This window comes from Pseudomonas sp. FSO-7, assembly GCF_059579345.1.
Genome location: NZ_CM184193.1, coordinates 1,806,409 through 1,829,280, shown reverse-complemented (window position 1 = coordinate 1,829,280; position 22,872 = coordinate 1,806,409). Strand labels below are relative to the sequence as shown.

At 59.1% G+C, this 22,872-nt stretch carries 16 protein-coding genes; all 16 read right to left on the bottom strand.

Annotation, left to right across the window (positions count from 1 at the left end):
- Window positions 1-23 precede the first annotated feature (23 nt).
- The gene (locus tag AC515T_RS08025; RefSeq protein ID WP_496532072.1) at window positions 24-950 is read right to left on the bottom strand and encodes a ketoacyl-ACP synthase III; all 927 of its coding nucleotides are present in this window, start codon (window positions 948-950) and stop codon (window positions 24-26) included.
- Between the two features lie 197 nt (window positions 951-1,147).
- The gene (pseI, locus tag AC515T_RS08020; RefSeq protein WP_496532071.1) at window positions 1,148-2,200 is read right to left on the bottom strand and encodes a pseudaminic acid synthase; all 1,053 of its coding nucleotides are present in this window, start codon (window positions 2,198-2,200) and stop codon (window positions 1,148-1,150) included.
- On the bottom strand, window positions 2,193-3,698 hold the full coding sequence (gene pseG / locus AC515T_RS08015) for a UDP-2,4-diacetamido-2,4,6-trideoxy-beta-L-altropyranose hydrolase (protein ID WP_496532070.1): 1,506 nt from the start codon (window positions 3,696-3,698) through the stop codon (window positions 2,193-2,195). Before pseG ends, pseI begins: the two co-directional genes overlap by 8 nt.
- On the bottom strand, window positions 3,695-4,396 hold the full coding sequence (pseF, locus tag AC515T_RS08010) for a pseudaminic acid cytidylyltransferase (protein ID WP_496532069.1): 702 nt from the start codon (window positions 4,394-4,396) through the stop codon (window positions 3,695-3,697). The genes pseG and pseF overlap by 4 nt, the downstream gene beginning before the upstream one ends.
- Window positions 4,397-4,483: 87 nt before the next feature.
- Window positions 4,484-5,653, bottom strand: a complete 1,170-nt coding sequence (gene pseC, locus AC515T_RS08005) for a UDP-4-amino-4,6-dideoxy-N-acetyl-beta-L-altrosamine transaminase (RefSeq protein WP_496532068.1) — start codon at window positions 5,651-5,653, stop codon at window positions 4,484-4,486.
- Window positions 5,654-5,755: 102 nt separating this feature from the next.
- Window positions 5,756-8,689, bottom strand: a complete 2,934-nt coding sequence (locus AC515T_RS08000) for a TIGR00180 family glycosyltransferase (protein WP_496532067.1) — start codon at window positions 8,687-8,689, stop codon at window positions 5,756-5,758.
- Window positions 8,690-8,739: 50 nt separating this feature from the next.
- A complete protein-coding gene (locus AC515T_RS07995) occupies window positions 8,740-9,477 on the bottom strand; it encodes a cephalosporin hydroxylase family protein (protein WP_496532066.1) in 738 nt (245 codons plus the stop codon).
- 17 nt (window positions 9,478-9,494) lie between these two features.
- Window positions 9,495-10,565, bottom strand: coding sequence for a class I SAM-dependent methyltransferase (locus AC515T_RS07990; protein ID WP_496532065.1), 1,071 nt, complete (start codon window positions 10,563-10,565; stop codon window positions 9,495-9,497).
- Window positions 10,555-11,412: an NAD-dependent epimerase/dehydratase family protein gene (locus tag AC515T_RS07985; RefSeq protein ID WP_496532064.1), complete on the bottom strand. Its 858-nt coding sequence runs from the start codon at window positions 11,410-11,412 to the stop codon at window positions 10,555-10,557. Before AC515T_RS07985 ends, AC515T_RS07990 begins: the two co-directional genes overlap by 11 nt.
- Window positions 11,409-12,635, bottom strand: coding sequence for a methyltransferase domain-containing protein (locus tag AC515T_RS07980; protein ID WP_496532063.1), 1,227 nt, complete (start codon window positions 12,633-12,635; stop codon window positions 11,409-11,411). Before AC515T_RS07980 ends, AC515T_RS07985 begins: the two co-directional genes overlap by 4 nt.
- On the bottom strand, window positions 12,632-13,192 hold the full coding sequence (locus AC515T_RS07975) for a dTDP-4-dehydrorhamnose 3,5-epimerase family protein (protein ID WP_496532062.1): 561 nt from the start codon (window positions 13,190-13,192) through the stop codon (window positions 12,632-12,634). The genes AC515T_RS07980 and AC515T_RS07975 overlap by 4 nt, the downstream gene beginning before the upstream one ends.
- The gene (gene rfbG, locus AC515T_RS07970; RefSeq protein WP_496532061.1) at window positions 13,189-14,271 is read right to left on the bottom strand and encodes a CDP-glucose 4,6-dehydratase; all 1,083 of its coding nucleotides are present in this window, start codon (window positions 14,269-14,271) and stop codon (window positions 13,189-13,191) included. Before rfbG ends, AC515T_RS07975 begins: the two co-directional genes overlap by 4 nt.
- Window positions 14,253-15,026 (bottom strand): glucose-1-phosphate cytidylyltransferase, encoded by a 774-nt coding sequence (gene rfbF, locus AC515T_RS07965; RefSeq protein WP_018611833.1) that lies wholly within the window; start codon window positions 15,024-15,026, stop codon window positions 14,253-14,255. The genes rfbG and rfbF overlap by 19 nt, the downstream gene beginning before the upstream one ends.
- 213 nt (window positions 15,027-15,239) lie before the next feature.
- A complete protein-coding gene (locus AC515T_RS07960; protein ID WP_496532060.1) occupies window positions 15,240-16,550 on the bottom strand; it encodes an HlyD family type I secretion periplasmic adaptor subunit in 1,311 nt (436 codons plus the stop codon).
- Window positions 16,550-18,289, bottom strand: coding sequence for a type I secretion system permease/ATPase (locus tag AC515T_RS07955; protein ID WP_496532059.1), 1,740 nt, complete (start codon window positions 18,287-18,289; stop codon window positions 16,550-16,552). Before AC515T_RS07955 ends, AC515T_RS07960 begins: the two co-directional genes overlap by 1 nt.
- A gap of 274 nt (window positions 18,290-18,563) precedes the next feature.
- Window positions 18,564-22,802 carry a beta strand repeat-containing protein gene (locus AC515T_RS07950; protein WP_496532058.1) on the bottom strand — a complete coding sequence of 1,413 codons (4,239 nt, stop codon included), beginning with the start codon at window positions 22,800-22,802 and terminating at the stop codon, window positions 18,564-18,566.
- Window positions 22,803-22,872: the final 70 nt, after the last annotated feature.

Genomic DNA, 22,872 nt, shown 5'->3' with positions numbered 1-22,872 from the left:
TTTTGTGCCTGGGTTTTAGTGGCTCAAGGACGATAAATGATCGCCGACCCCCAGGACAGGCCTACGCCGAAACCGCTCAAGGCCACGCGCTTCCAGTCAGAGTCGAGCACGTGTTTTTCCAGCAGCAAGGGAATACTCGAAGACACGGTATTCCCGGTTTCGACCATGTCCTTGATGAACTTCTCCGGCTCGCCTTCAAAGCGTCGTGCCACGGCATCGACAATCGCCGCGCTGCCCTGGTGGATACAAAACGCATCGATATCGCTGGCCTGCAGGTCGGACTCGGCCAGCAGCTCATGCAAATGAGCCGGCACCTTGAGCAAGGCGAAGTTGAACACCTGGCGGCCGTTCATGAAGAACACACCATCGCTGACCTTCAGGTGCGGCGCACCGGAACCGTCAGTGCCAAACTTGGCCTTGCCCAATTGCCACGGCGCATCTTCACCCATCCAGGTGGCGGTGGCGGCATCGCCGAACAGCATCGTGGTGTTGCGGTCTTCCGGATCGACGATTTTCGAATACGGATCGGCCGTCACCAACAGGCCATTCTTCAGACCAGCGGCCTCCATGAAGCCCTTGATGGCGTAGATGCCATAGACATACCCCGAGCAGCCCAGGGAGATGTCGAACGCCGCCACGGTGGTCGGCAAGCCGAGCTTGTCCTGGACGATGGCCGCGGTGTGGGGCAAGCCTTCTTCATCGCCGTTCTGGGTGACGACGATCAACACATCAATGGATTCGCGCTTCAGATCGGGATTGCTGGCAAACAGCGCATTGGCCGCTTCGACACACAGGTCTGAAGTTTCCTGACCGTCATCCTTGCGTGGCAAGAAGGCGGAACCGATCTTGCCGAGGATGAATTCTTCATCCTTTTCAAACTTCGCACCTTGTGCGTAATTGTCCACGCCGGCTACAGGAACGTAGCTCGCAATGCTTTTTATGCCAATCATTACGGCTTCCCAATCAAAAACAGCCCAATACCACCGCTCGCAAGGAATCGAGGGGCGCCGACAAACGGGAAGTGTAAAGGGCTATCACTGGGCCTGATAAGGGCCAGGCGCCATCTTCCCGGTCAATACAATACAGTGAAGATGCGCGTTATGACTCGCAGGTCACGCTAATTTGCCGATTATGCTGTATCCCAAAGCTATTCAACCAGCGACCAGGCCAACGCAGTGCCGCGCTTGATGGCCTGGCGGGCACGCCGTCCCATCAGCGTATCGGCATGCTTGGGCGCGAGCCCGAGGCCGGGGCGGATCGCGCGGACGTTCTGCGGTGAAAACACATCGCCAGAGCTCATATCCTCGGTCACATACAGCGAACGACGGTACACCAGCGACTTGCGCTCGGCCTCGGTCACGCCGTAGTGCACCTGCCCCATGGCCTGCCAGGCACGCTCGGTTTCGATCACCAACGCCGCGAGTTCCGCAGGTTCCAGGGAAAAACTGGCGTCCACCCCGCCAGCGGCACGGTCAAGTGTGAAATGTTTTTCAACGACAGTCGCCCCCAGCGCCACCGCAGCCACGGATACGCCGACGCCCATGGAATGGTCCGACAAACCCACCTCGCACCCGAACAACTCCCGCAAATGAGGAATAGTGCGCACGTTGCTGTTGGCTGGCGTAGCCGGGTACGTGCTGGTGCACTTGAGCAGTATCAAGTCCCTGCAACCGGCCTCGCGAGCGGCACGCACGGTTTCATCGAGCTCAGCGATGCTAGCCATGCCGGTGGAGATGATCAGCGGCTTGCCGGTAGCGGCAACTCGACGAATCAGTGGCAGGTCGGTGTTTTCAAAACTGGCGATCTTGTAGGCAGGTACGTCCAGGCTTTCAAGGAAGTCCACGGCCGTCTCGTCAAACGGCGTGGAAAACGCCAGCATGCCCAGGGCCTTAGCCCGGGCAAAAATCGGCGCGTGCCATTCCCAGGGCGTATGAGCCTTTTCATACAAGTCATAAAGCGACGTCCCGGCCCACAGACTGTTGGGATCCTGGATGAAAAACTCACCTTCGCTCAGATCAAGCGTCATGGTATCGGCCGTATAGGTCTGTAGCTTCAGGGCGTGTGCACCGGCCCGGGCAGCGGCTTCGACGATCTGCAACGCCACTTCCAGGGACTGATTATGATTGCCGCTCATCTCGGCAATGATGAACGGCGGCGCCTCGGCCCCGATGCTGCGATGGCCGATCTTGAAACTACTCATGGGAGTGATCCTTCAAAACGCGCGTGAACACGCAAGTATTCTGGGTGAAACCGGCCTGCTTAAACAGGTTCAGCGATGCTTGGTTACCGGGCAGAACCTGAGCGCTGAGAGTGCGCAATGCGGGCCAGTGCCCAGCGGCGAACGTCTCACCGCGGGCCAGCAGCGCCCTGCCCCAACCCAGCCCCAGACGATGCTCGAACAGATAAATGGACACAAGCGCCTCGCTGCCTTGCAAGTCATAACGCAATACGCCCACCGGCCCATCCGCGGCTTCGCCGATCAGCAACAGACGTCCCTCGTTGACCAGGCTTGCCTGCAACCACCGGCAGTGGTCGTTCCAGTCAATGACCGACGTATCCAGCGATACACGACGGACAGCCTCGGCATTTCGACCGTCAAAAAGCAGTTGGGCGTCGGCTTGCGTGGCCCGCCGAACTTGCAGCACGGCCCCCGCCAGCACCGCCGCGACCCGTCGGGCGCCCAGGCCATCGACGCAGTGCCGGGATCGTTCGGCCAAACTGATGCGCAAGCCCTGATTGCTCACAACAAAGCCAATGGCCTGGCGCAACTGTTCGACACTGACCGCCTCGCGCGGACCGAGATAAACGTGCGCGCCGGACGCAGCCATCACCTCGCTGTTGGCCCGTTGATTGTTCGACACCGCGATGCAGATCGTGGGCAGCCCCATGGCGGCGCGCTCCCAGCTAGTGCCACCGCCAGCACCAATGAACAGATCGGCCTTGAGCATGAGTTGATGGAAATGGCTGACAAAGCGGTGCAACCTCCAATTGGGGTGATTTTCGGCTAACGCCTGCATCCTGGCCCAGGCCGGGTTGTCGGCACCGGCGACAAAATCCACCTCGAGTTCAGGGAAATCCGCCAGCGCCTGCATTGCGTGATGGGTTTGCATCGCCGCATCAAACCCGCCGAAGTTGACCAATACCCGTCTGGCCTTGGGCTTTATATCAATCGCCCCACACCGGAACTCATCGCGCAATAGCGCATACCGCGGCCCCAGCAGTGCCTGGCAATGCTCGGGCAACAACCCTGCGTACGCAGCCTGGTTGCCGGACAGGTTCTGGTTGAGCAGCAGATCGACGTTATAGGTGCGAGTCGCCAGGTCATCCACCGCCATGATCCGTGGTGCAAAGCATCGGGCGGCGGTTTGCCAGTGCTGCTCCAGGCCATAATGATCGACGATGATCCAGTCGAAATCGGGCAGGCCATTCAACGCAAGGGTCAAAGCGGCGATATCTGCCTGCCAGGGCAACAATGATTCGATGGCCTGTTGCGGATCTTCCCCGGGATAACGATCCGGCAAGGCAAACGTCTCGAAGCCCTCGGCCCCCAAAGCCTGCAAGCGATGCCCCGGCAGCAGCCGACAGGCAAATGCAACGTGGGCACCCTGCTCGCGCAGCACTCGTGCCAAGGGCAGGCAGCGGGCAATGTGCCCGCTGCCTATGGTGGGCGAAGCGTCCGCGCGAAACAGTACCCTCATTGCAGCTCACCGCCAGCCTTCAATGCCGCGTAGAGGTATTCGGCCCGCCTCCAGTCTTCAGGCGTATCGATGTCCTGCACCAGGTAGCGGGGCAGAATCACCGGCATGCTCTTGGGCGAAAACAACGTGTCACCACGCAACCAGGCCTCCCGCCGTCCCCAATAGAATTGGCCGGCGTCCTGAAAAGCCTCGGCCAGATCCTGGGAGCGAGTATCGCGAAACTGCGGATAGAGTGGCGTCAGTGCCCCTTGTTCATCCAGGGTCAGGGCACGTTGAACGGGAAAGCCGAAACCGGTCACCGAAAATGCGAACGATTTGTCGGGATGCTCGCGCAGTGCTTCAAGCCCCTGACGCAGAAACCGCGCCTGCAACAATGGCGCGGTGGCATAGATGCAACAGGCAAGATCGAACGACCGCGCGTGCAGCTCACTCAAGGCATGGGCAATGACCGCCGCCGTTCCGGTGAAGTCATCGGCCAATGCCGCCGGCCGCATGAAGGGAACCTGGGCGCCGTGTTCCCTTGCCAACCCGGCGATTTCTTCGTCGTCGGTGCTGATAATGACGTCATCGAATAACCCCGACTCCAGGGCTGTGCGGATCGACCGGACAATCATTGGCACACCGTCGAACAGCTTCACGTTCTTGCGCGCAATCCGCTTGCTACCGCCACGGGCGGGAATGATGGCGATTGTATTCAAGAGCTCGTTCTCAACGACGTTTTTCCTTCATAAAGGCACCACCCTCGGCCTCCGGAATACATCATTTCAATCGCTCCGGGCCTGTATTCATTTCAATGTCTGTCGCAAAATCTCCACCACCTCCAGCTGCTCTTCATCCGTCAGATCGGGGTAAAGCGGCAGACTGAGCGCTTCACCGAAATAGCGCTCGGCTTCAGGAAAGTCGCCATCCTTGAACCCTAACGCTTGGTAGTACGGTTGCAGGTGCACGGGAATGTAATGCAGGTTCACACCCAGTCCCGCAGCCCTCAAGGCATCGAAGACTTGTGTTTGGCTCAATTTGATATGAGCCAACTTCAATCGAACAACATAAAGATGCCATGCGGACTCAGCCCCGGGCTGCGCGACAGGTAAAGTGACCGCCAGATCCACTAACAAGTCGTTATAGCGTGCAGCCAATTGACGACGCCTGGCAACAAAAGCATCCAGGCGCGCCAATTGAGACAAACCCAACGCGGCATGAAGGTCGGTCATACGGTAATTGAAGCCCAGCTCCAACTGTTGGTAATACCAAAGACCTGTGTCGGGTATGCTCATCTGCCGAGGATCACCTGTAATCCCGTGGCTTCGCAACCGCCGAAGGCGTTCGGCAAACTCCGCACGATTGGTCAGCACCATGCCACCCTCGGCGCTGGTGATAATTTTGACAGGATGAAAACTGAAGATGGTCATTGCCGCGTATTGGCCGCAACCTACCGGGCGTCCTAGATAGGACGCGCCTACTCCGTGGGCAGCATCCTCGATCAAGGTAAAGCCATAACGCACGGACAACTGCGAAATGGCCCGCATGTCACAACTCTGTCCCGCAAAAGCGACCGCCACAACAACTTTGGGTAGCTTTCCAGCTACCTCAGCTACTGCAAGCTTGTCCGCCAGCAACTTCGCATCCAGATTCAGCGTGCCAGGATCAATGTCAACGAAGTCGATTTCAGCCCCGCAGTAGCGCCCGCAGTTTGCCGACGCGACAAAAGTGTTCGGGCTCGTCCAAAGGCGATCTCCTGGTCCCAGCCCCGCGGCGAGACAGGCTATGTGCAAAGCCGCTGTGGCGTTGCATACGGCAATTGCATAGTTCGCCTGGCAATGCTCAGCCAACGCATTCTCAAAACGTTCAATGGTAGGCCCCTGGGTCAGCCAAGGCGACGTAAGCACCTCCATGACTGCGTCAATGTCTGCCTGATTAATGCTTTGCCTGCCATAAGGAATTCGATACGGCGTCATAACTGAGACTCAACGCATGATGCAGGCAACCAGGGCAAGCACGCTTTTTTGAAATTCCATTTGTCGTTAACCATACGATGAGTCCTTTTTGAACAACCAGACCTATGAAAGCACCCGCGCCCAGTCCACCGCCGTGGCATCGCCCAGTGCGAAGCCAGCGCCCGTCAGGACCAGGTTGGGATTACGAGCGGCGTCGTGTTCGAAGCGCGCCTGCCATTTTTCCCGCAAAGCGTCGGCGGCCTGAGGGGCTTGGGCCAACGTTCCGGGATGCAGCATTTGGGCCTGAGGCGTCCAGACCGTGAGATAACCCGCGTCCGCGGCTTTCAGGCACAGGTCGACATCGGCGAAGGCGTCTTCAAAATGTGTCTCGTCCAGCCCCCCCACGGCGTTGAACAGATCCTTGCGGATCATCAGGCAAACGCCGGACACCGCCGAGTAGTTCTGCTCTACCTGATGGCCGTTGACGTAACCCTTGGCGTCCTTACGTTCGCCGACAAATACCGAGCCCACCGTGCCGTCGGGACTGAGCACCAGGCCAGCTTGAGTAGTGATGCCGCGCATGTCCATCTGCTTGCTGCCGACGATCCCCACTTCAGGCCGCTGGGCCTGATTGAGCAGACTGTCGAGCCAGTTGGCGTTGATCACTTGCACCTGAGCCGACAGCAGCACCAGGTAATCCCCTTTGGCCTGGGCACTCGCCCAGTTATTCAGGGCCGAAGCGCTGAGGCGCCGGTCGCTGCGCAGGATACGGATCCGATCGCCCTTCCCGTCCAGACTGTCGAGCCACTGGGCCAACTCTTCGGACTGGCTATGATTGTCCGCGATCAGAATTTCATGGCGATGGTAACGCGTGCGCTGCAGCACGCTGACCAGCGCCTGCTGTACTTGCTCAAGGTTGTCCCGGCTTTCGAGAATGATCGATACCATGGGCCGTTCGGCGTGCTGGTAATCGATCTGGTACGTCAGCGGCTGCGCCGAGGTGATTTGGGCACGATACCCTCGGGCAGCCAAATGACGTGTCAGTACCTGACGTTCCTGAGGATTTTCCTCCTCTGTCGGCGCATTGCAGATCAACAACGGCTCGGCTAGATGCGCCAGGCCGGCCAAACCTGCGTCTTCAATCAGGCGCAACAACAGGTCCAGCTCCAGGGCCCGGGTGTATTCAGCCGTAAAGCCGCGAGCCTGGGCCAGCACATCACGACGAATCAGCCAGTGACGCGCCATCAACGAGGGCACCGATTGCAGCAAATCGAGGTTGACGCCTGGGCGGAACACGTCGGTGAGGCTGCCGTCAGCCTTGCGCTGGATTTCATCCATGGCCACGGCGCGCACACCTTCGGCACCGATCAGCTCAAGGCTGGCGCGCAGCAGGCCGCTGGCGGTGAACTGGTCACCGGCCTCGGCCAGCATCAGCCAGTCGGCGCTGGACTGCCCGATGATCTGGTTGATGCGCTCGACATAGTTGGCGGGGCTGACTTTGACGAAGTGCACGGTGTCACGTACCGAGGTGGTCGCCGGTAAGTCGCCGGTGGTGAAGACCACCACGTTAAAGGCTTTGCAATGGCCGCCGACCAGACTGTCAAAGGTGGCCTGCAGCTTGAACATGTCAGCGTCCAGGTCCAGCAAGAGGATACCGAATCGCGGTCCGCCTTGATGCTCAGCCAGGTGAGCCGCGATGGACTGGAGCTGCTGTGCATCTGGATTACGCGCTTCGAGCCAGTTCAACAGGCGGCCGGAGTGCATGTTTTCCAGCAACCGGCGATCCTGCTGCCCCGGCACCGAATCCAGCCGCTCGGCCCAGGCCTGCAACTTCAATGCTTCATCAGGTTCTTCGCTGTTCTTCAACGATTCGGCCAGGCGCTTGACCACGGTGCGGTTGAACGCGTACAGACCTTGCGCTTCCCACAAACGACTGCGCAATGTGCGTTCGTTGTCGTTGGGCTGCACGCGCATCAGTTCATGCTGGCGCAGCAGAATGCCTTCCAATTGCTGAAGCTGCAGGCGTCCGGCCGGCATGGCGTGCAGCAGGAATTCGAACTCGGTCAGCAGATCGAATACCCGCTGGTTGTAGAAAGGCATCTCGACAAATTGTTGCGGGCCAAACGAACGGACAGGCTCGCCACCCGCCTCCAACCAGGCGGAACGAATGATCTGGGTGCCTTTGAGCGAGCGCCCCTGCAGCAAGCAGTCAGCCATGGCCGCAAAGCTGTCCAGGGCAATCTGCTTGATCCGTCCCGGAGCCTGCTCGCACAGCGGTGTCGGAAGGGACGCCAGGAACTCGGCGAACTGCTCTCGCTCGGCGACGCTTTTGGCGTCCTTGTAGCTGAGCACGGTCAACACGTTGGTGTTGTGCTCTGAGCCACCGTAGTTGATTTCGCGAACGGCGAATGGAATCAGCAGGATCCGCGCCTTGGCGCAGGCCAGCAGATAAAAGGTGTGGCCGATCTCCTGCCATTCAAAACTGGTGCCCGGCGGCAACAGGCCATACCACTGTTGCAGCAGATCAGTGCGGGTCACGGCATAAAATGGCGGCAGGAACTGGTCCATGAAGCGGATAACTCGGTCTTCGGCCAGCTCGCTGTTGTAATCCTCATGCACCTTGCGATCGCGACGGAAGTAATTCACTTCAGTCGCGCAGGACATATACATGATCCCGTAACCATGGCACAGGCCATAGTCGGGGTTGGCTTCGAGAAACTCTACCGACTCGGTCAGGGCATCGTGCAGCAGGAAATCATCATCGGCGGCGAACACCATGTAAGGCGTCCTGACCTCGTTGACGCCATAGGTCAGTTTTTCCTGAAGCCCTTTGTAGGTGAACTGAGGCAAATGACGATAATCAACCGACGGAAAATCCCGAGCGATTTGCTCATCGCGCTCAACTGACGAATCAAGCACCAGCACCGAACAGGGGTAACTGCTGTAGTAATGCAAGGTACGCCGCAGAAATGCGCTGCGGTTGTGGGAAATCACCACCACGGTGAACCGCTCGTTCAGCGGTGCCACGTTATTTTGAATATTGTTTCGAACCTGCATATTTCCTGTCCCCACAACCTGCCAGACGCCAATGACTTGAAACGGATGGATTAACGAACCCGACGCAGATAACCATCCGGTGCAACGGTGATCAGCAACTTGTTCTGCAGTTGCTGGTCGATTTCGAAGCTGTCGTTTTCTTCGAGGTATTTCCACACCGCGGTTTTCGGATTGTCGCCCGGCCCCCATGGGCGATCCGGGAAAAAGTCCGCCGGCATGTCTTCGACCACGGTGTCCATCACCACGCAATAGCTGCCCACCGAAACCAACGGCGCATACAGACGCAGCTCTTCGAGCACATGATCATGGGTGTGGTTGGAATCGAGCACCAGGATAACCTTCTTGCCTTTGGCCGCTGCATGGACCTGCTCGGCAATGGCCGGATCGATACTCGAACCCTCGATCATCGAAATGCGTTTGCTCATCGGGTGGCTCTCGATGGCTTCACGGTTGTGAGGGCGGATATCCAGGTCGATGCCCAGCACCTCACCATGGCCTTGCAGCTCCAACAACGAGGCGTAATAGATGATTGAACCACCGTGGGCGATACCGCACTCGATGATCAGGTCAGGCTTGATCTGCCAGATCAGTTCCTGCATGGCCATCATGTCCTGGGGCAGTTGGATGATCGGTCGGCCCATCCATGAAAAATGGTAGCTGTACTTGTGGCGGGCCGATTCGTTGAAAAATTCCTTGGCCAAGCCGACAAGTTTCTGGTCTTGGCCTTGACCGGCGATTTCGGTCTGGCATTGGGCTTCGAAAGCTTTATGGATAGTGTTGTCGGTCATTTTTTCGAATCTCGTGGTTATTGGAACGAAGCGCTGTCAACGGCGTGGTAAACGTAGCGTCCACCGGTCATCCGCTTGATTTCTTCAAGGTAATTGGAGTTCATCACGAACACGTGCGCGCCCTCGGGCAGAGTCTCCGTCGCCTCTATGGGCGAGCAGACGCGCAGGCCACTCAGTGGCAGGTACCGCCCCTGCTTTGCCGGATTGATATCCACCACGCAGTCCACCGCTACTCCGGCCCGTTGCAGGAACAGGGAATAGATCACGCCTTTGGAAGAGGCGCCCCAGATCGCGAAACGCTGCTGCGGCGCAGTCCGGATGATCCGCACGGCTCGCCCGAGGCTGGCGGTGAACCCGTCGGGCAATTCCAGCTTAGGCACCGGTTGTTCCGGGCTCATGCGCAACGTCGCCAGATCGGCGACGATGTACAGGTACTGGCCGCCGAACAGATGCCCGGCTTCGTGCACCGTGCCGAACATCCGGCGCAGGTCATCAAGGCGAAAATAATTGACGTGCTCGTAGAACAGGTCGAACCAGGCGCGATGCTCCAGGATCCAGTCCAGACACGGCACCTCGATATAGATTTGTCCGCCCTGATTGGCCGCTGCGATTTCAGTAAGGAAAGCCACGGGGTCCTGGATGTGTTCAAGCACATGACGCAGCACCACCGCGTCGGCCGACAGTCCCAGGTCACGGGTGAACGGTGCCTTGATCACATCAGCGCTGTCGCCTTCATAAGCCGGGTCGATACCGGTGATGGCGTAGCCCCGCTCCTTGAGCAGCTCCAGGAAGTAGCCTTTGCCACAACCTACCTCAATCAGTTCATTGCCGCTGAAATGCCGGGCGATGATGCCCTCGACATCAGCCAGATGCTGCTGAAACTGCCCCGAGTGGGCTTGTTCGTTTTGATAATCACTGTCATAGCTGAGCTTGTCGGCATCGAATGCCTGATTGAAGACCAAACCGCTCACTTCGTCCTGGACCAGGACCATATCGGCACACGCCGAGGCTTTGGCCGACTGTTCATCGGCGAAGGTACGGTTCTGCAGAACCGGAAGTCCGGTGGCCCGGTACAGCTCACGCGTCATGTTCGGCTCCCAACAAAGTGTGCAAACGTTCGGCCACTCCCCAGAACGCCATGGGTTCATGAGTCGGATAAGGATAATGGCCCAGGTTCAGGCGAATGGCCGCGCCACGCTCGCGCAGTCGTGCTTCCACCAGCGCGCGCACCGATACCGGTTCGCCACTTGAGCAATTGACGACACCATTGAATTCACGTCGCAACAGCAACCCCGCCAGATGAGCAGTCGCTGTTTCTATTGCCAGGTAATCGCGCAGTTGCTCGCCCCCGGACATATCGAAGACAGAGGCTTGGGCATCGATGGCCCGGTCCAGCGCCGCGAGCAGGCTGCTGGGGTTCTGACCGGTGCCGTGCAGGTAGAACAGCCGCGCCCACTGCAAAGTAAACGGGTGCTCGTGTCGCAGCTGTTCGAGAAACAGCCGCAAGGTATTTTTTGCTAAGCCGTATGGGTTGGTCGGTTGCGGCGTAGTCTGCTCGTCGAGCGGCCCGCTCTGCAGGCCATATTCGAAACAGGTGCCAGTGACCAGCACCTGAGCAATCCCCGCCACGACGGCCTGTTTGATGAACTGATAATCGGCCATCAGGTTCTGTTCGAAATGAAACAGCGCCTGATAATTCGGCAGTCCCGGCCACGCCAGATGCGCCAAGGCATCGATACCCTCGACCAATGCAGCGACGTCCAGTTCTTCGGCGTGAACATCGGCCGCGACGAATTCAACCCGGTCGAACCACGGCAATGCCCTGGCCGGATCCACCCGGCGCGCAACGGCCCGCACCTGACAACCGCGAGCGAGCAAGGCCGCGACCAGATGACGGCCGACAAACCCGGTGGCGCCGGTTACTAAAACCTTCATAGCAGCGTCAACTCAGGCACCGCGATGACGAATTGCCCGCCCCATTGGCGAACCTCAACCAACTGCTGGCTGACTTCGCTCAGCAAGTTCCAGGGCAGGACGAGAACGTAATCGGGTTTCTCCGCTGCGATACGCTCGGGCGATACGATGGGGATCCGACTGCCCGGCAAGTATTTACCCTGCTTGTGCGGATTGGCATCCGCCACCCACGCTAGCAGGTCAGACTTGACCCCGGCGTAGTTGAGCAAGGTGTTGCCCTTGGCCGCCGCGCCATAGCCAACCACATGCTTGCCATCGGCCTTGGCCTGCAACAAAAAGCGCAACAGGCCATGCTTGATCGCTTCGGCGGCCGGCGCCAGGGTGGTGTAGTACGCGGCGGTATTTACGCCTGCATGCAGTTCGGCCTGCAATTGTCGTTGCACCGAGGACTGGACCGGGCGTCGAATGCCGTCAACACGCTGGACGAAGACCCGCAATGAACCGCCATGGGTCGACAGTTGGCTGACATCGAATACTTCAAGTCCATTGCGCTCGCACAGGGTATGCACGGACGTCAGCGACAAGTAGGAAAAATGCTCGTGATACAGCGTGTCGAATTGCTGCCCGGCCATCAATGTGAGCAGTTGCGGAAACTCGAACGTGGCGACACCGGTCGGCTTGAGCAGGGTGGCAAAACCGGCGAGGAAATCATTGATATCCGGCACGTGGGCCAATACGTTGTTGGCCGCCATCAAATCCGCTGCCCAGCCCTCGCTGTTCAGCTTCGTGGCCGTTTCGCGTCCAAAGAACAACTCGCGGATCTCCAGGCCTTTGGCACGGGCGGCCTCGGCGGTGCTGTGCGTCGGCTCGACGCCCAGGCAGGGAATACCGCGCTTGGCCACGTACTGCAACAGGTAGCCATCGTTGGCGGCAATTTCCACCACGCGACTGTCGGCACTGAGGTCGAAGCGTTCGGCCATCTCGGCAACATAGCGCTCGGCGTGGGCCAGCCAGGTGCTGGAAAAAGAGCTGAAATAGGCGTACTCGGCGTCGAACAGTGTGTCCGCGCGGGTGTAATCCTCTGTCTGCACCAACCAGCATTGCTGGCACACCGCGACTTTGAGCGGCACCCACTGCTCGGCCTGTTCCAACTGATCGGCCCGCACATAGGCGTTGGACGGCGGCGACGTACCGAGGTCAATCAGTGGCAAAGCCAGGGCAGTCCCGCAACCTCGGCAGTTCATAGACGCACTCCAGCGAAACGCTCGTCAAGCAAGGGGTGGTTGCTGTCCCGACTCGACAGATTATTGACAGGCAGCGGCCAGGCAATCGCCAGCCGCGGATCACTCACCGACAGGCCGCCCTCATGCTCCGGGGCGTAGTCGGTGCTATGCAAGTAAAGTAGTTCGGCATCGTCGGTCAGGGTCTGGAACCCATGGGCGAACCCGGCCGGGATCAACAGGCTGCGACCATCGCCGGCCTTCAGGTGCTCGGCATGCCAATGCAGGAACGTATCGGAATCGGGACGCAAATCCACGGCCACATCCCAGACTTCGCCACGTAGACAAGTAATCAGCTTGGCTTCCGGTTGCGCCGCGTTCTGATAATGCAAGCCACGCACGCTACCGCGCTCATGGGTGCAGGAATGATTGATCTGGCGGATATGGAACGGCTGGCCGAATGCGCTCAGGCTGCCTTCGCAGAACAGCCGGGCGAAATGCCCGCGCTGGTCTTCGAAGCGTTTGTGCTGGACGCTGAACAGACCGGCCAGCGGCAACGCCTTCAAGGAAAACTCGCTCACAACGCGCCTCGATATAGGTTCAACTGACCCAACGTGACTTGGCGCATGTCGTCGCCGTTCTGCCAGGCCAAGTGCCAATCCAGGGTCTGGGCAAGGCATTGTTGTAGCGACCAGCGCGGCTGCCAGCCAAGCAACTGCCGGGCACGGCTGCTGTCCAGACGCAACAGGCCGGCCTCGTGCAAGTCGCTCGACTCGATGCGCAGACCCGGCGCTTGCGGCCAGCGCTCGGCCAGCAACTGGACGACTTCGCCGACGCTGCACATGTCGGCTTCGCCCGGGCCGAAGTTCCAGGCACCGGCGAACTCTGGCCCCTGCTGATACAAGCACTCAGCCAATTGCAGGTAACCGGCCAACGGTTCCAGGGCGTGCTGCCATGGACGAACGGCTTGTGGATAACGCAGCGTCACCGGCTCGTCTGCCGACCAGGCTTTAAGCACATCGGGAATCAGGCGCTCGGGAGCGAAATCACCGCCGCCCAGCACGTTGCCGGCCCGTGCCGTGGCCAGGGCCAGGCCATGCTCGGCGTAGCGCTCAGCCGAAAAGAATGAGGCGACATAAGACTGCGCCAGCAATTCGCAGCAGGCCTTGCTGCTGCTATAGGGGTCGTGACCGCCCAAGGCCTCGTTTTCGCGGTAGGGCCATAACCATTCCTGGTTGGCGTAGACCTTGTCAGTGGTGACCAGTACACACGCCTTGACCCCCCCCACCTGGCGAACCGCTTCCAGCAGGTTGAGAGTGCCCATGACGTTGCTGGAATACGTGCCCAACGGGTCACGATAACCTTCACGCACCAACGGCTGCGCCGCGAGGTGCAGAACGATTTCCGGCTGCACGTCGGCCAGCAGCTCCAACAAGGCGCCGAGGTCGCGCAAGTCACCGCGCCGGTCATCGATGCCCTCGCTCACGCGGGCCAGCTCGAACAGGTTTGGCTGGGTGGCCGGGTCAAGGGAAAAACCACTGACCTTGGCCCCCAGGCTTTGAAGCCACAACGTCAGCCAACTGCCCTTGAAGCCGGTATGGCCGGTGACCAGTACGCGCTTGCCACGCCAGAATTCCGGATTCAAGACCATTGCTTCCATGGGGCCTCACCGCTTTGCCACAGGGCTTCGAGGTGGTTTTTATCCCGCAGGGTGTCCATTGGATGCCAGAAACCATCGTGCTGGAACGCCTGGAGCTGCTGCTCGGTCGCCAACGCCGCCAGCGGCTCGGCCTCCCAGGACGTTTGGTCATCTGTGATAAACGGCAAGACTTTTGGCGAGAGCACAAAGAAGCCCCCATTGATCCAGCCACCGTCACCTCGAGGTTTTTCGGTGAAACCCAGAACGCTATCGCCGTCGCGCTCCAACGCACCGTAACGCCCTGGGGGCTGGACCGCTGTCACGGTGGCAAGCTTGCCGTGGGACAAATGAAAATCCACGAGCGCGCCAATATTGAGGTCTGACACGCCATCACCATAGGTGAAGCAGAACGCCTCTTCATTTTCCAGATAACGCGCCGCCCTGCGCAGCCGGCCGCCAGTCATGGTGTCTTCGCCGGTGTCGATCAGCGTCACGCGCCACGGCTCGCTGTAGTTCTGGTGAACGTCCATGCGGTTGTTGCACATGTCGAAGGTGACGTCAGAGGTGTGCAGGAAGTAGTTGGCGAAAAAATCCTTGATGGCATAGCCCTTGTAGCCCAGGCAGATCACGAAGTCATGGATTCCATGGGCGGAATACTGCTTCATGATGTGCCAAAGAATTGGCTTGCCGCCGATCTCGATCATCGGCTTGGGCTTGAGGTGCGACTCCTCGCTGATCCGCGTGCCGAGACCACCTGCCAAGATAACTGCCTTCATCGTCTCCCCTCTTGTTCATCACCGGGCTCGGCCAAGCGTTGTTTCGCTGTGCGGGCGCAGGGATTACACCTTCAATGCCAATCCGGGCGCTGCGACGGGCCGCGAGCGCTCGTTTTATGGCGATATGAGGGGGACTTGCAGGAAACGCGCCAGCGAATGCTGATATCTAAGGCTCTGGCGTTTATAACCTCACCAGCCATTCAGAATGAAGAACTAGCCCTCTCTGAATGCTCGTTGGGCATGGTCGCTGATCGGTTTAAGCAGGTAAGACATGACGTTTCTGGAGCCGGTCTGAATCATTGACTCAACCGGCATTCCCGGCACCAGGGCTAGCCCTTGCAGTTTTGCCAATTCACTTTGAGGAATCTTGATGCCCGCTCTATAGAAGCCCACCCCAGTGCGCTCATCCTGAATCAGATCCGCTGACAGCCGCACCACGGTGCCGGTCAGTTCCGGCGTGGTACTACGGTTGAACGCACTCAAGCGCAAGGTCGCGGATTGCCCGACCGTTAGTTGGTCAATGTCCTGGGCACTGATTTTCGCCTCCACCAGCAGTTCATCGTCGGCGGGTACGATCTGCATGAGCCCCTCGGCCGGTGAGATGACGCCACCGATTGTGTGCACGGCCAATTGCTGCACGCGCCCGGCAATCGGCGAGGTGATGTCGATGCGTTTGAGCTGATCGCTGGCCGTAATTTCCCGCTCGATCAATTCGCCCTGACGGGCCAACAAATCCCGCAGTTCCTGGGACACTTCGCTGCGGAAAGTCTGGTCAACCTGAAGTCGTTGCAGCTCGGTTTCGGCGATCTTGCCCCGCGCCTCGGCAATGGACGCCATCAACTGTCCCCGCTCTCCGCGCAAGCGGGCAATACCTCGAGCCAGGGCGTTAACCCGGTCGAGGGTCATCATGCCTTTGTCGAACAGCTTTTTGACGGCCTGATATTCCGAGTCGATCAGCTCGATCTCTTCCAACTTGGTTTTCTGCTGGAGGTCGTGACCGGCAATGGTTTCGTTGAGTTGCTGGACACGCTCGCGCAGTTGCTTCTTCTGGCCTTCCCGGGAAGCGCGGCGGTCGATGAACAATTGCTGCTCGCTGGCCATGACTGTCTTGGCCTCTTCCACGCTCATACGACTCAGCAGCTCTTTTGGCACCGTCACTTCGCTGGCATTGTCCCGCTCGGCCTCCAGGCGAGCCAGACGGGCCCAGGCCTGGTTCAACGATTTGCTGACGATGGCCTGGCTGGCGGCGGGCAATGTGGCATCGAGGCGCAACAACACGTCCCCTGCCGCGACTGTCTGCCCTTCCTTGATTAGCAATTCGGCTACCACACCTCCGGTAGGATGCTGGATCGTCTTGACGCTGCCCTCCACGGCCACCACCCCCGAAGCAATGACTGCACCAGACAGGTTGGTCAGCATCGCCCAAGTCAGGCTTCCGCCGAGCAGCAGCATCAATGACACCGCCCCCCAACGCAGATGACGGGATAAAGAATCGGTCAGATTGGCTTCTTGATCGGTCTGCATCAGTTGGGCACTCCCAATTCCACGACATTGTTGGCGGGCCGGGGAGCTGGCGTAGGCGGCCTTTTAAGGACGGCATCCTTGGGGCCGAAAGCCGCTTGCATGCCGTTTTCGAGAATCAGCACATGGTCAATCACCGACAAGATATTGGTGCGATGGGCAATCACCACCACGATGGCACCACGGGCCTTGAGCGCCAGGATGGCCTTGGCCAACGCCTGTTCGCCTTCGGCATCGAGATTTGAATTTGGCTCATCCAGCACCACCAGGAACGGATCACCGAACAATGCCCTGGCCAGCGCCACCCGTTGGCGTTGGCCGGCCGATAGGTTGACCCCGCCCTCGCCTACTTGGGTTTCATAGCCTTGGGGCAACTGCAGGATCAGCTCATGAACCCCAGCCAATTGCGCTGCGCTGACAATCGCACTGTCCGGTGCCGAAGGGTCTAGTCGGGCGATGTTCTGGGCGACGGTTCCGGTAAACAGTCCAACGCTTTGCGGCAGATAACCGATCAACTTGCCTCGAGCCTGTTCGGTCAGCAGATCCAGCGGCGCGCCATCGAGCCGGACATGCCCACGAGCCGGTGCCCAGGCGTTGACCAGCACACGCGCCAATGACGACTTGCCCGATGCGCTCGGCCCCACTACACCAACGGCAGTGCCTGCGGCGACCATGAAGTTGATATTTTGCAAGGTCAGGCGCTGCGCGCCGGGCGGCGCGGCGAAAACACTTTCGACCTGCAAGTTGCGATGGGCCGCGGGCAGCTCGGTCTTGCTCTGGGCATCCGGGAACAGCGAGAACACTTCCAGCAGCTTCTTCCAGGCGATCTGGGCACCCAACAGGCTGCGCCACGAGGCAATGACCTGCTCCGCCGGTGCCAGGGTCCGCGCCACAATAATCGAGGCCGCGATCATCGTGCCGCCACTCAAGTCGCCTTGGATCACCAGCCATGCGCCCAGGGCCAGAGCGGCCGACTGAACGACCTGGCGCAGGGTTTTGGAAATGCCACCGTAAAAGCCGCCGATGTCGATCGAACGTCGTTGCAGGGTGATGAAGGTGCTGTGATTCTTCTGCCAGATAGTCGACGTATTGGCCAACATGCCCATGGCCATCAGCGCTTCGGCGTTCTGGTGAGCTTGCTGGCCCAGGTGATTGCGCGTGTTCAAAGCATCGGCCGACGCCTGCATCAATTTGCGGGTTTGCCGGTCAGTGATCAGGGTCAGACCGATGAGGATGATCATCAGGCCGACGGTCAAAAGCCCAAACAGCGGATGAATATAGAAGCAGACCGCGAGGTAAACCGGCATCCACGGCAAATCGAAAAATGCCACAAGTCCCGGACCGCCAATAAAACTGCGGATCTGGTCCAGCTCCTGGGCCGGTTTCAAAGCGTCTCCGGTAATCGGCGTTTTCAGCGAAGCACCGGCAATCACGCTGAAGACTCTCGAAGACAGTGTCAGATCCAGCGAGGAGGCAATTCGCACCATGACTCGGGAGCGAATGATATCCAGCAGGCCCGAAAGCGCATAAACCCCGAGCGCCAGCAGCCCCAGGGCGACCAGGGTCGGGACGCTCTGGCTGGGAATGACCCGGTCATACACTTCCAGCATGAACACCGGGCCAATCAGCGCCAGGATATTGATCACCCCGGAAAACAGCGCGGCGCCTATCAGCCCCCGGCGCAGTGCCGATTTCAATGGAGGCGCGACAACAGGCGCACTGACAGCGTTAGGGGTTTTCAACTGTTTTCCATCCCTTGGTTTTTCATGACATCCATGTCACCAGTCAATACTGACTTGATGACAGAGCTCGTAAGGAAACTTGACGCTCTTCGAGCGCTTTGCGCTGGACTGCAAGTTCCGCACCAGACAGTCCGCCTACGGCAGGACTCGCCTGCGTAAGATTGCGCCCATGCTGCGGGCAAAAAAAGCGCCTCTGGGTCAATAAGACCCAGAGGCGCTCCTGTAGCCCTGCTCTTGATCAAGCTCCCCGGGTAAGAGGGAGCGCGCGCAGATGTTATGCGGGGATCGTAAAGACATCTCCATTGGACGTATGGAACTGCTCGATGGTGTTGAAGCCCGCGTACCAGTCCTGCAGCTTCACGCCCATGTCCGAAAGAGGTTGGCCTGAATGGTAGCTGGAGGTGTTGAAGATATAGGCATCATTGCCACTTCGTACGGTCGTTATCGTGTCCATCGACGCCATTCCATTCAGCATCACCCGATCAAATCCTCCTGCGCCGTCATCCTTGATCGTGACCTGGCCGTAGGTATCAATGACGTAGGTATCGTCATCCTGGCCTCCATTGACGAACCCTTGACCACCTTCGGCGACAGTCAAAGTGTCATCGCCTGCCCCGCCCAATAAGCGGAAACCATCCCCTTTGCCCAACAGAATATCGTTGCCGGCCCCACCGTCAGCAGTGCCGCTGAACACCGCGATACCGTCGTTGCCAGCCTCGCCATAAGCCACTGTTCCGGTGTCCAGGCTGGCCGTGGTGATCGCATCATTGCCGAGGCCGCCATAGAGCTGGTCGGCCTGGGCAACGTTGGTAGAGCTACCGGGGAGCATCGGGCCTGTAGCCGTGTACAAGCCGCCATAGATGTAATCGGCGCCATCGCCCCCGTAGATGGTGTCGCTGCCCAGCCCACCCTCCAGCCAGTTAGCCAGGCTGTCTCCTGTCATGGAGTCATTGAACTGGCTGCCCATGACCCGCTCGATGTTAGTCAGCACATCGCCCTGGGCGTCGCCGCCCTGGTGAATACCCGTCTGAAGGTTGATATCCACTGCGGCAGCACTGTTGATGTACCAGGCCTGATCCACACCATCGCGACCATCGATGACGTCGGCGCCCGCACCACCAATAAAAATGTCGGCTTTAGCAGAGCCCAACAGGGTGTCATCGAAGCTGGAGCCCTGATAGATCTCGATCGCGGTAAACGTATCGCCCGCCGCATCACCGGCATTCACATTGGTTGTCAGGTCGATGGTCACCGCACTGGAGGACTGTTCATAGCTGGCCAGATCAGTTCCCAACGCGCCATCCACGCCCATCGCTTGCGAACCGCCGATGAAGGTGTCGTTAAAACCCGACCCACGCAGCGTTTCAATCTCTTGATAGGTATCGCCTGCTGCAATACCGGAATGGACGCCTGTGGTCATATTAAGAGTAACCGCTACCCGGCTATCGCCATAGCTGGCGACATCCACGCCTGCTCCACCAATGAGTTGATCTGCGCCAGCGGCGCCGAACAGTACGTCGTTGCCTGCGCCACCGATGATGATGTTATCGCCGGTGTTGCCGTAGCCTGTGAATGCCGCCGTGCCAGTGTGAGTCATCTTCTCAATGAACGGGTCCATGGTGAAGATGGCCTGATTAGTAAATACTTCGTCGAAGCCGCCATCGGCCAGCTCGACCGTCTTGTTCCCGCTGGTGTTGACAATGTAGACGTCATCACCGAGCCCTCCCTCCAGCGTTACAGCCCCCCAGGCACTGGTGAATGTGTCATTGAACGCCGTACCGATAACCTTTTCGATACCTTCCAGCGTGTCGCCCTCGGCATCACCGCCAATCCCAGGCAAGCCTTTATAGACGCGAATATCGACATTGATCGCCTCGGCCGAGGTCGAATAATCCACCGTGTCTATTCCCAGACCACCATCGAAGCCAATCGCCAGACCGTCCGCTACAAAGGTGTCGTTGAAGCTCGAACCCCGGATAACTTCAATGTCGGTAAAGGTATCACCAACTGCAATACCCGAATAAACCCCGGTCTTGAGGTTGATGTACATGGCCTCGCTACTGTCGGTATAACCGGCCACGTCCAGCCCCGAGCCACCGAAGAACTGGTCGGCTCCGTCACCGCCGAACAGCACGTCGTTGCCTGCGCCCCCGATAATGATATTTTCGCTAGCGTTGCCATAGGCGGTGAAAGCGGCCGTGCCGGTGTAGGTCAACTTCTCGATGAACGGATCCATCTTGTAGCTGGCCTGGTTGGTGCGTACTTCGTCGTAGCCGCCGTCAGCCAACTCGATCGTCTTGTTGCCGCTGGTATTGACGGTATAGAGATCGTCCCCTGCCCCGCCTTCCATCGTCACGGCGCCCCAGGCGCTGGTGAACGTGTCATTGAATGCGGTACCGATGACCTTTTCGATCCCTTCCAGCGTGTCGCCCTCGGCATCACCGCCAACTCCAGGCAGGCCTTTATAGACACGAATATCGACGTTGATCGCCTCGGCCGACGTCGAGTAATCCACCGTGTCGATGCCCGCGCCGCCGTCAAAACCGATCGCCCGGCCGTCCGCCACAAAGGTGTCGTTCAAATTCGAGCCACGGATCACTTCGATGTCGGTAAAGGTGTCGCCAGTGGCGATGCCCGAGTGAACACCCGTCTTGAGATTGATGTTCACCGCCACCTTGCTGTCGGTATAACCGGCCACGTCCAGCCCCGCTCCGCCGAAGAGCTGATCGGCGCCGTCACCGCCGAACAGCACGTCGTTACCTGCGCCGCCGATGATGATGTTGTCGGTGACACTGCCGTAAGCAGTGAAAGCCGCTGTGCCGGTGTAGGTCAGTTTTTCGATGAACGGGTTCAGGGTGAAGGTGGCCTGATTAGTGCGTACTTCGTCGTAGCCGCCGTCAGCCAACTCGATCGTCTTGTTGCCGCTGGTATTGACGGTATAGAGATCGTCCCCTGCCCCGCCTTCCATCGTCACGGCGCCCCAGGCGCTGGTGAACGTGTCATTGAATGCGGTACCGATGACCTTTTCGATCCCTTCCAGCGTGTCGCCCTCGGCATCACCGCCAACTCCAGGCAGGCCTTTATAGACACGAATATCGACGTTGATCGCCTCGGCCGACGTCGAGTAATCCACCGTGTCGATGCCCGCGCCGCCGTCAAAACCGATCGCCCGGCCGTCCGCCACAAAGGTGTCGTTCAAATTCGAGCCACGGATCACTTCGATGTCGGTAAAGGTGTCGCCAGTGGCGATGCCCGAGTGAACACCCGTCTTGAGGTTGATATTCACCGCCACCTTGCTGTCGGTATAACCGGCCACGTCCAGCCCCGCGCCGCCGAAGAGCTGATCGGCGCCGTCACCACCGAACAGTACATCGTTGCCCACGCCGCCGACGATAACGTTGTCGCTGGCGTTGCCGTACGCGGTGAACGTCGCCGTGCCGGTGTAGGTCAGTTTTTCGATGAACGGGTTCAGGGTGAAGGTGGCCTGATTAGTGCGAACTTCGTCGTAGCCGCCGTCAACCAACTCGACCGTCTTGTTGCCGCTGGTATTGACGGTATAGAGATCGTCCCCTGCCCCGCCTTCCATCGTCACGGCGCCCCAGGCACTGGTGAACGTGTCATTGAACGCCGTACCGATAACCTTTTCGATCCCTTCCAGCGTGTCGCCCTCGGCATCACCGCCAATCCCAGGCAAGCCTTTATAGGCCCGAATATCGACATTGATGGCCTCGGCCGACGTCGAGTAATCCACCGTGTCGATGCCCGCGCCGCCGTCGAAGCCAATCGCCCGACCGTCCGCCACGAAGGTATCGGCAGCACCTGTGCCACGAATCACTTCGATGTCGGTAAAGGTGTCGCCAGTCGCAATGCCCGAGTGAACACCCGTCTTGAGGTTGATGTTCACCGCCACCTTGCTGTCGGTATAACCGGCCACGTCCAGCCCCGCGCCGCCAAAGAACTGGTCGGCGCCGTCACCACCGAACAGCACATCGTTGCCCACGCCGCCGGTGATGATGTTGTCGCTGGCGTTGCCGTAACCGGTAAAGTCTGTGCTGCCGGTGTAGGTCATGTTTTCAATGAAGGGGTCCATGGTCATCAACTTCCAGCTGGTACGCAGCTCGTCGATGCCACCATTGTCCTGCTCAATTATTTTCACGCCACTTGTGGCGACGTTATAAACATCGTTACCGGCGCCGCCTTCAAAAGTAGGGCCACCAATCGCGCTCGTGAAAGTGTCATCAAATGCCGTACCGATAACTTTTTCGATAGCGACCAGCGTATCGCCCTCGGCATCACCACCGACACCAGCCCGGCCGACACCGTTGCGAATATCAATGTCGATGCCAGCCGTCGAAGCGGAATAATCCACCGTATCGATCCCCGTCCCCCCATCCAGCCTGTCCGCCCCAGCGCTCCCCAGGAGCACATCATTGGAGGCCAATCCATAGACCTCGTCGTCATCACTGCTCCCGGCCAGTGTATCCACGCCGCTCGTTCCATTTATCACTGCCATTTGCTTCTTCCTTGCTCTGTTGAGAAACCGGGTATTTTTTCAAGCAGCATTGGATAAAGCCGCTCGCGAT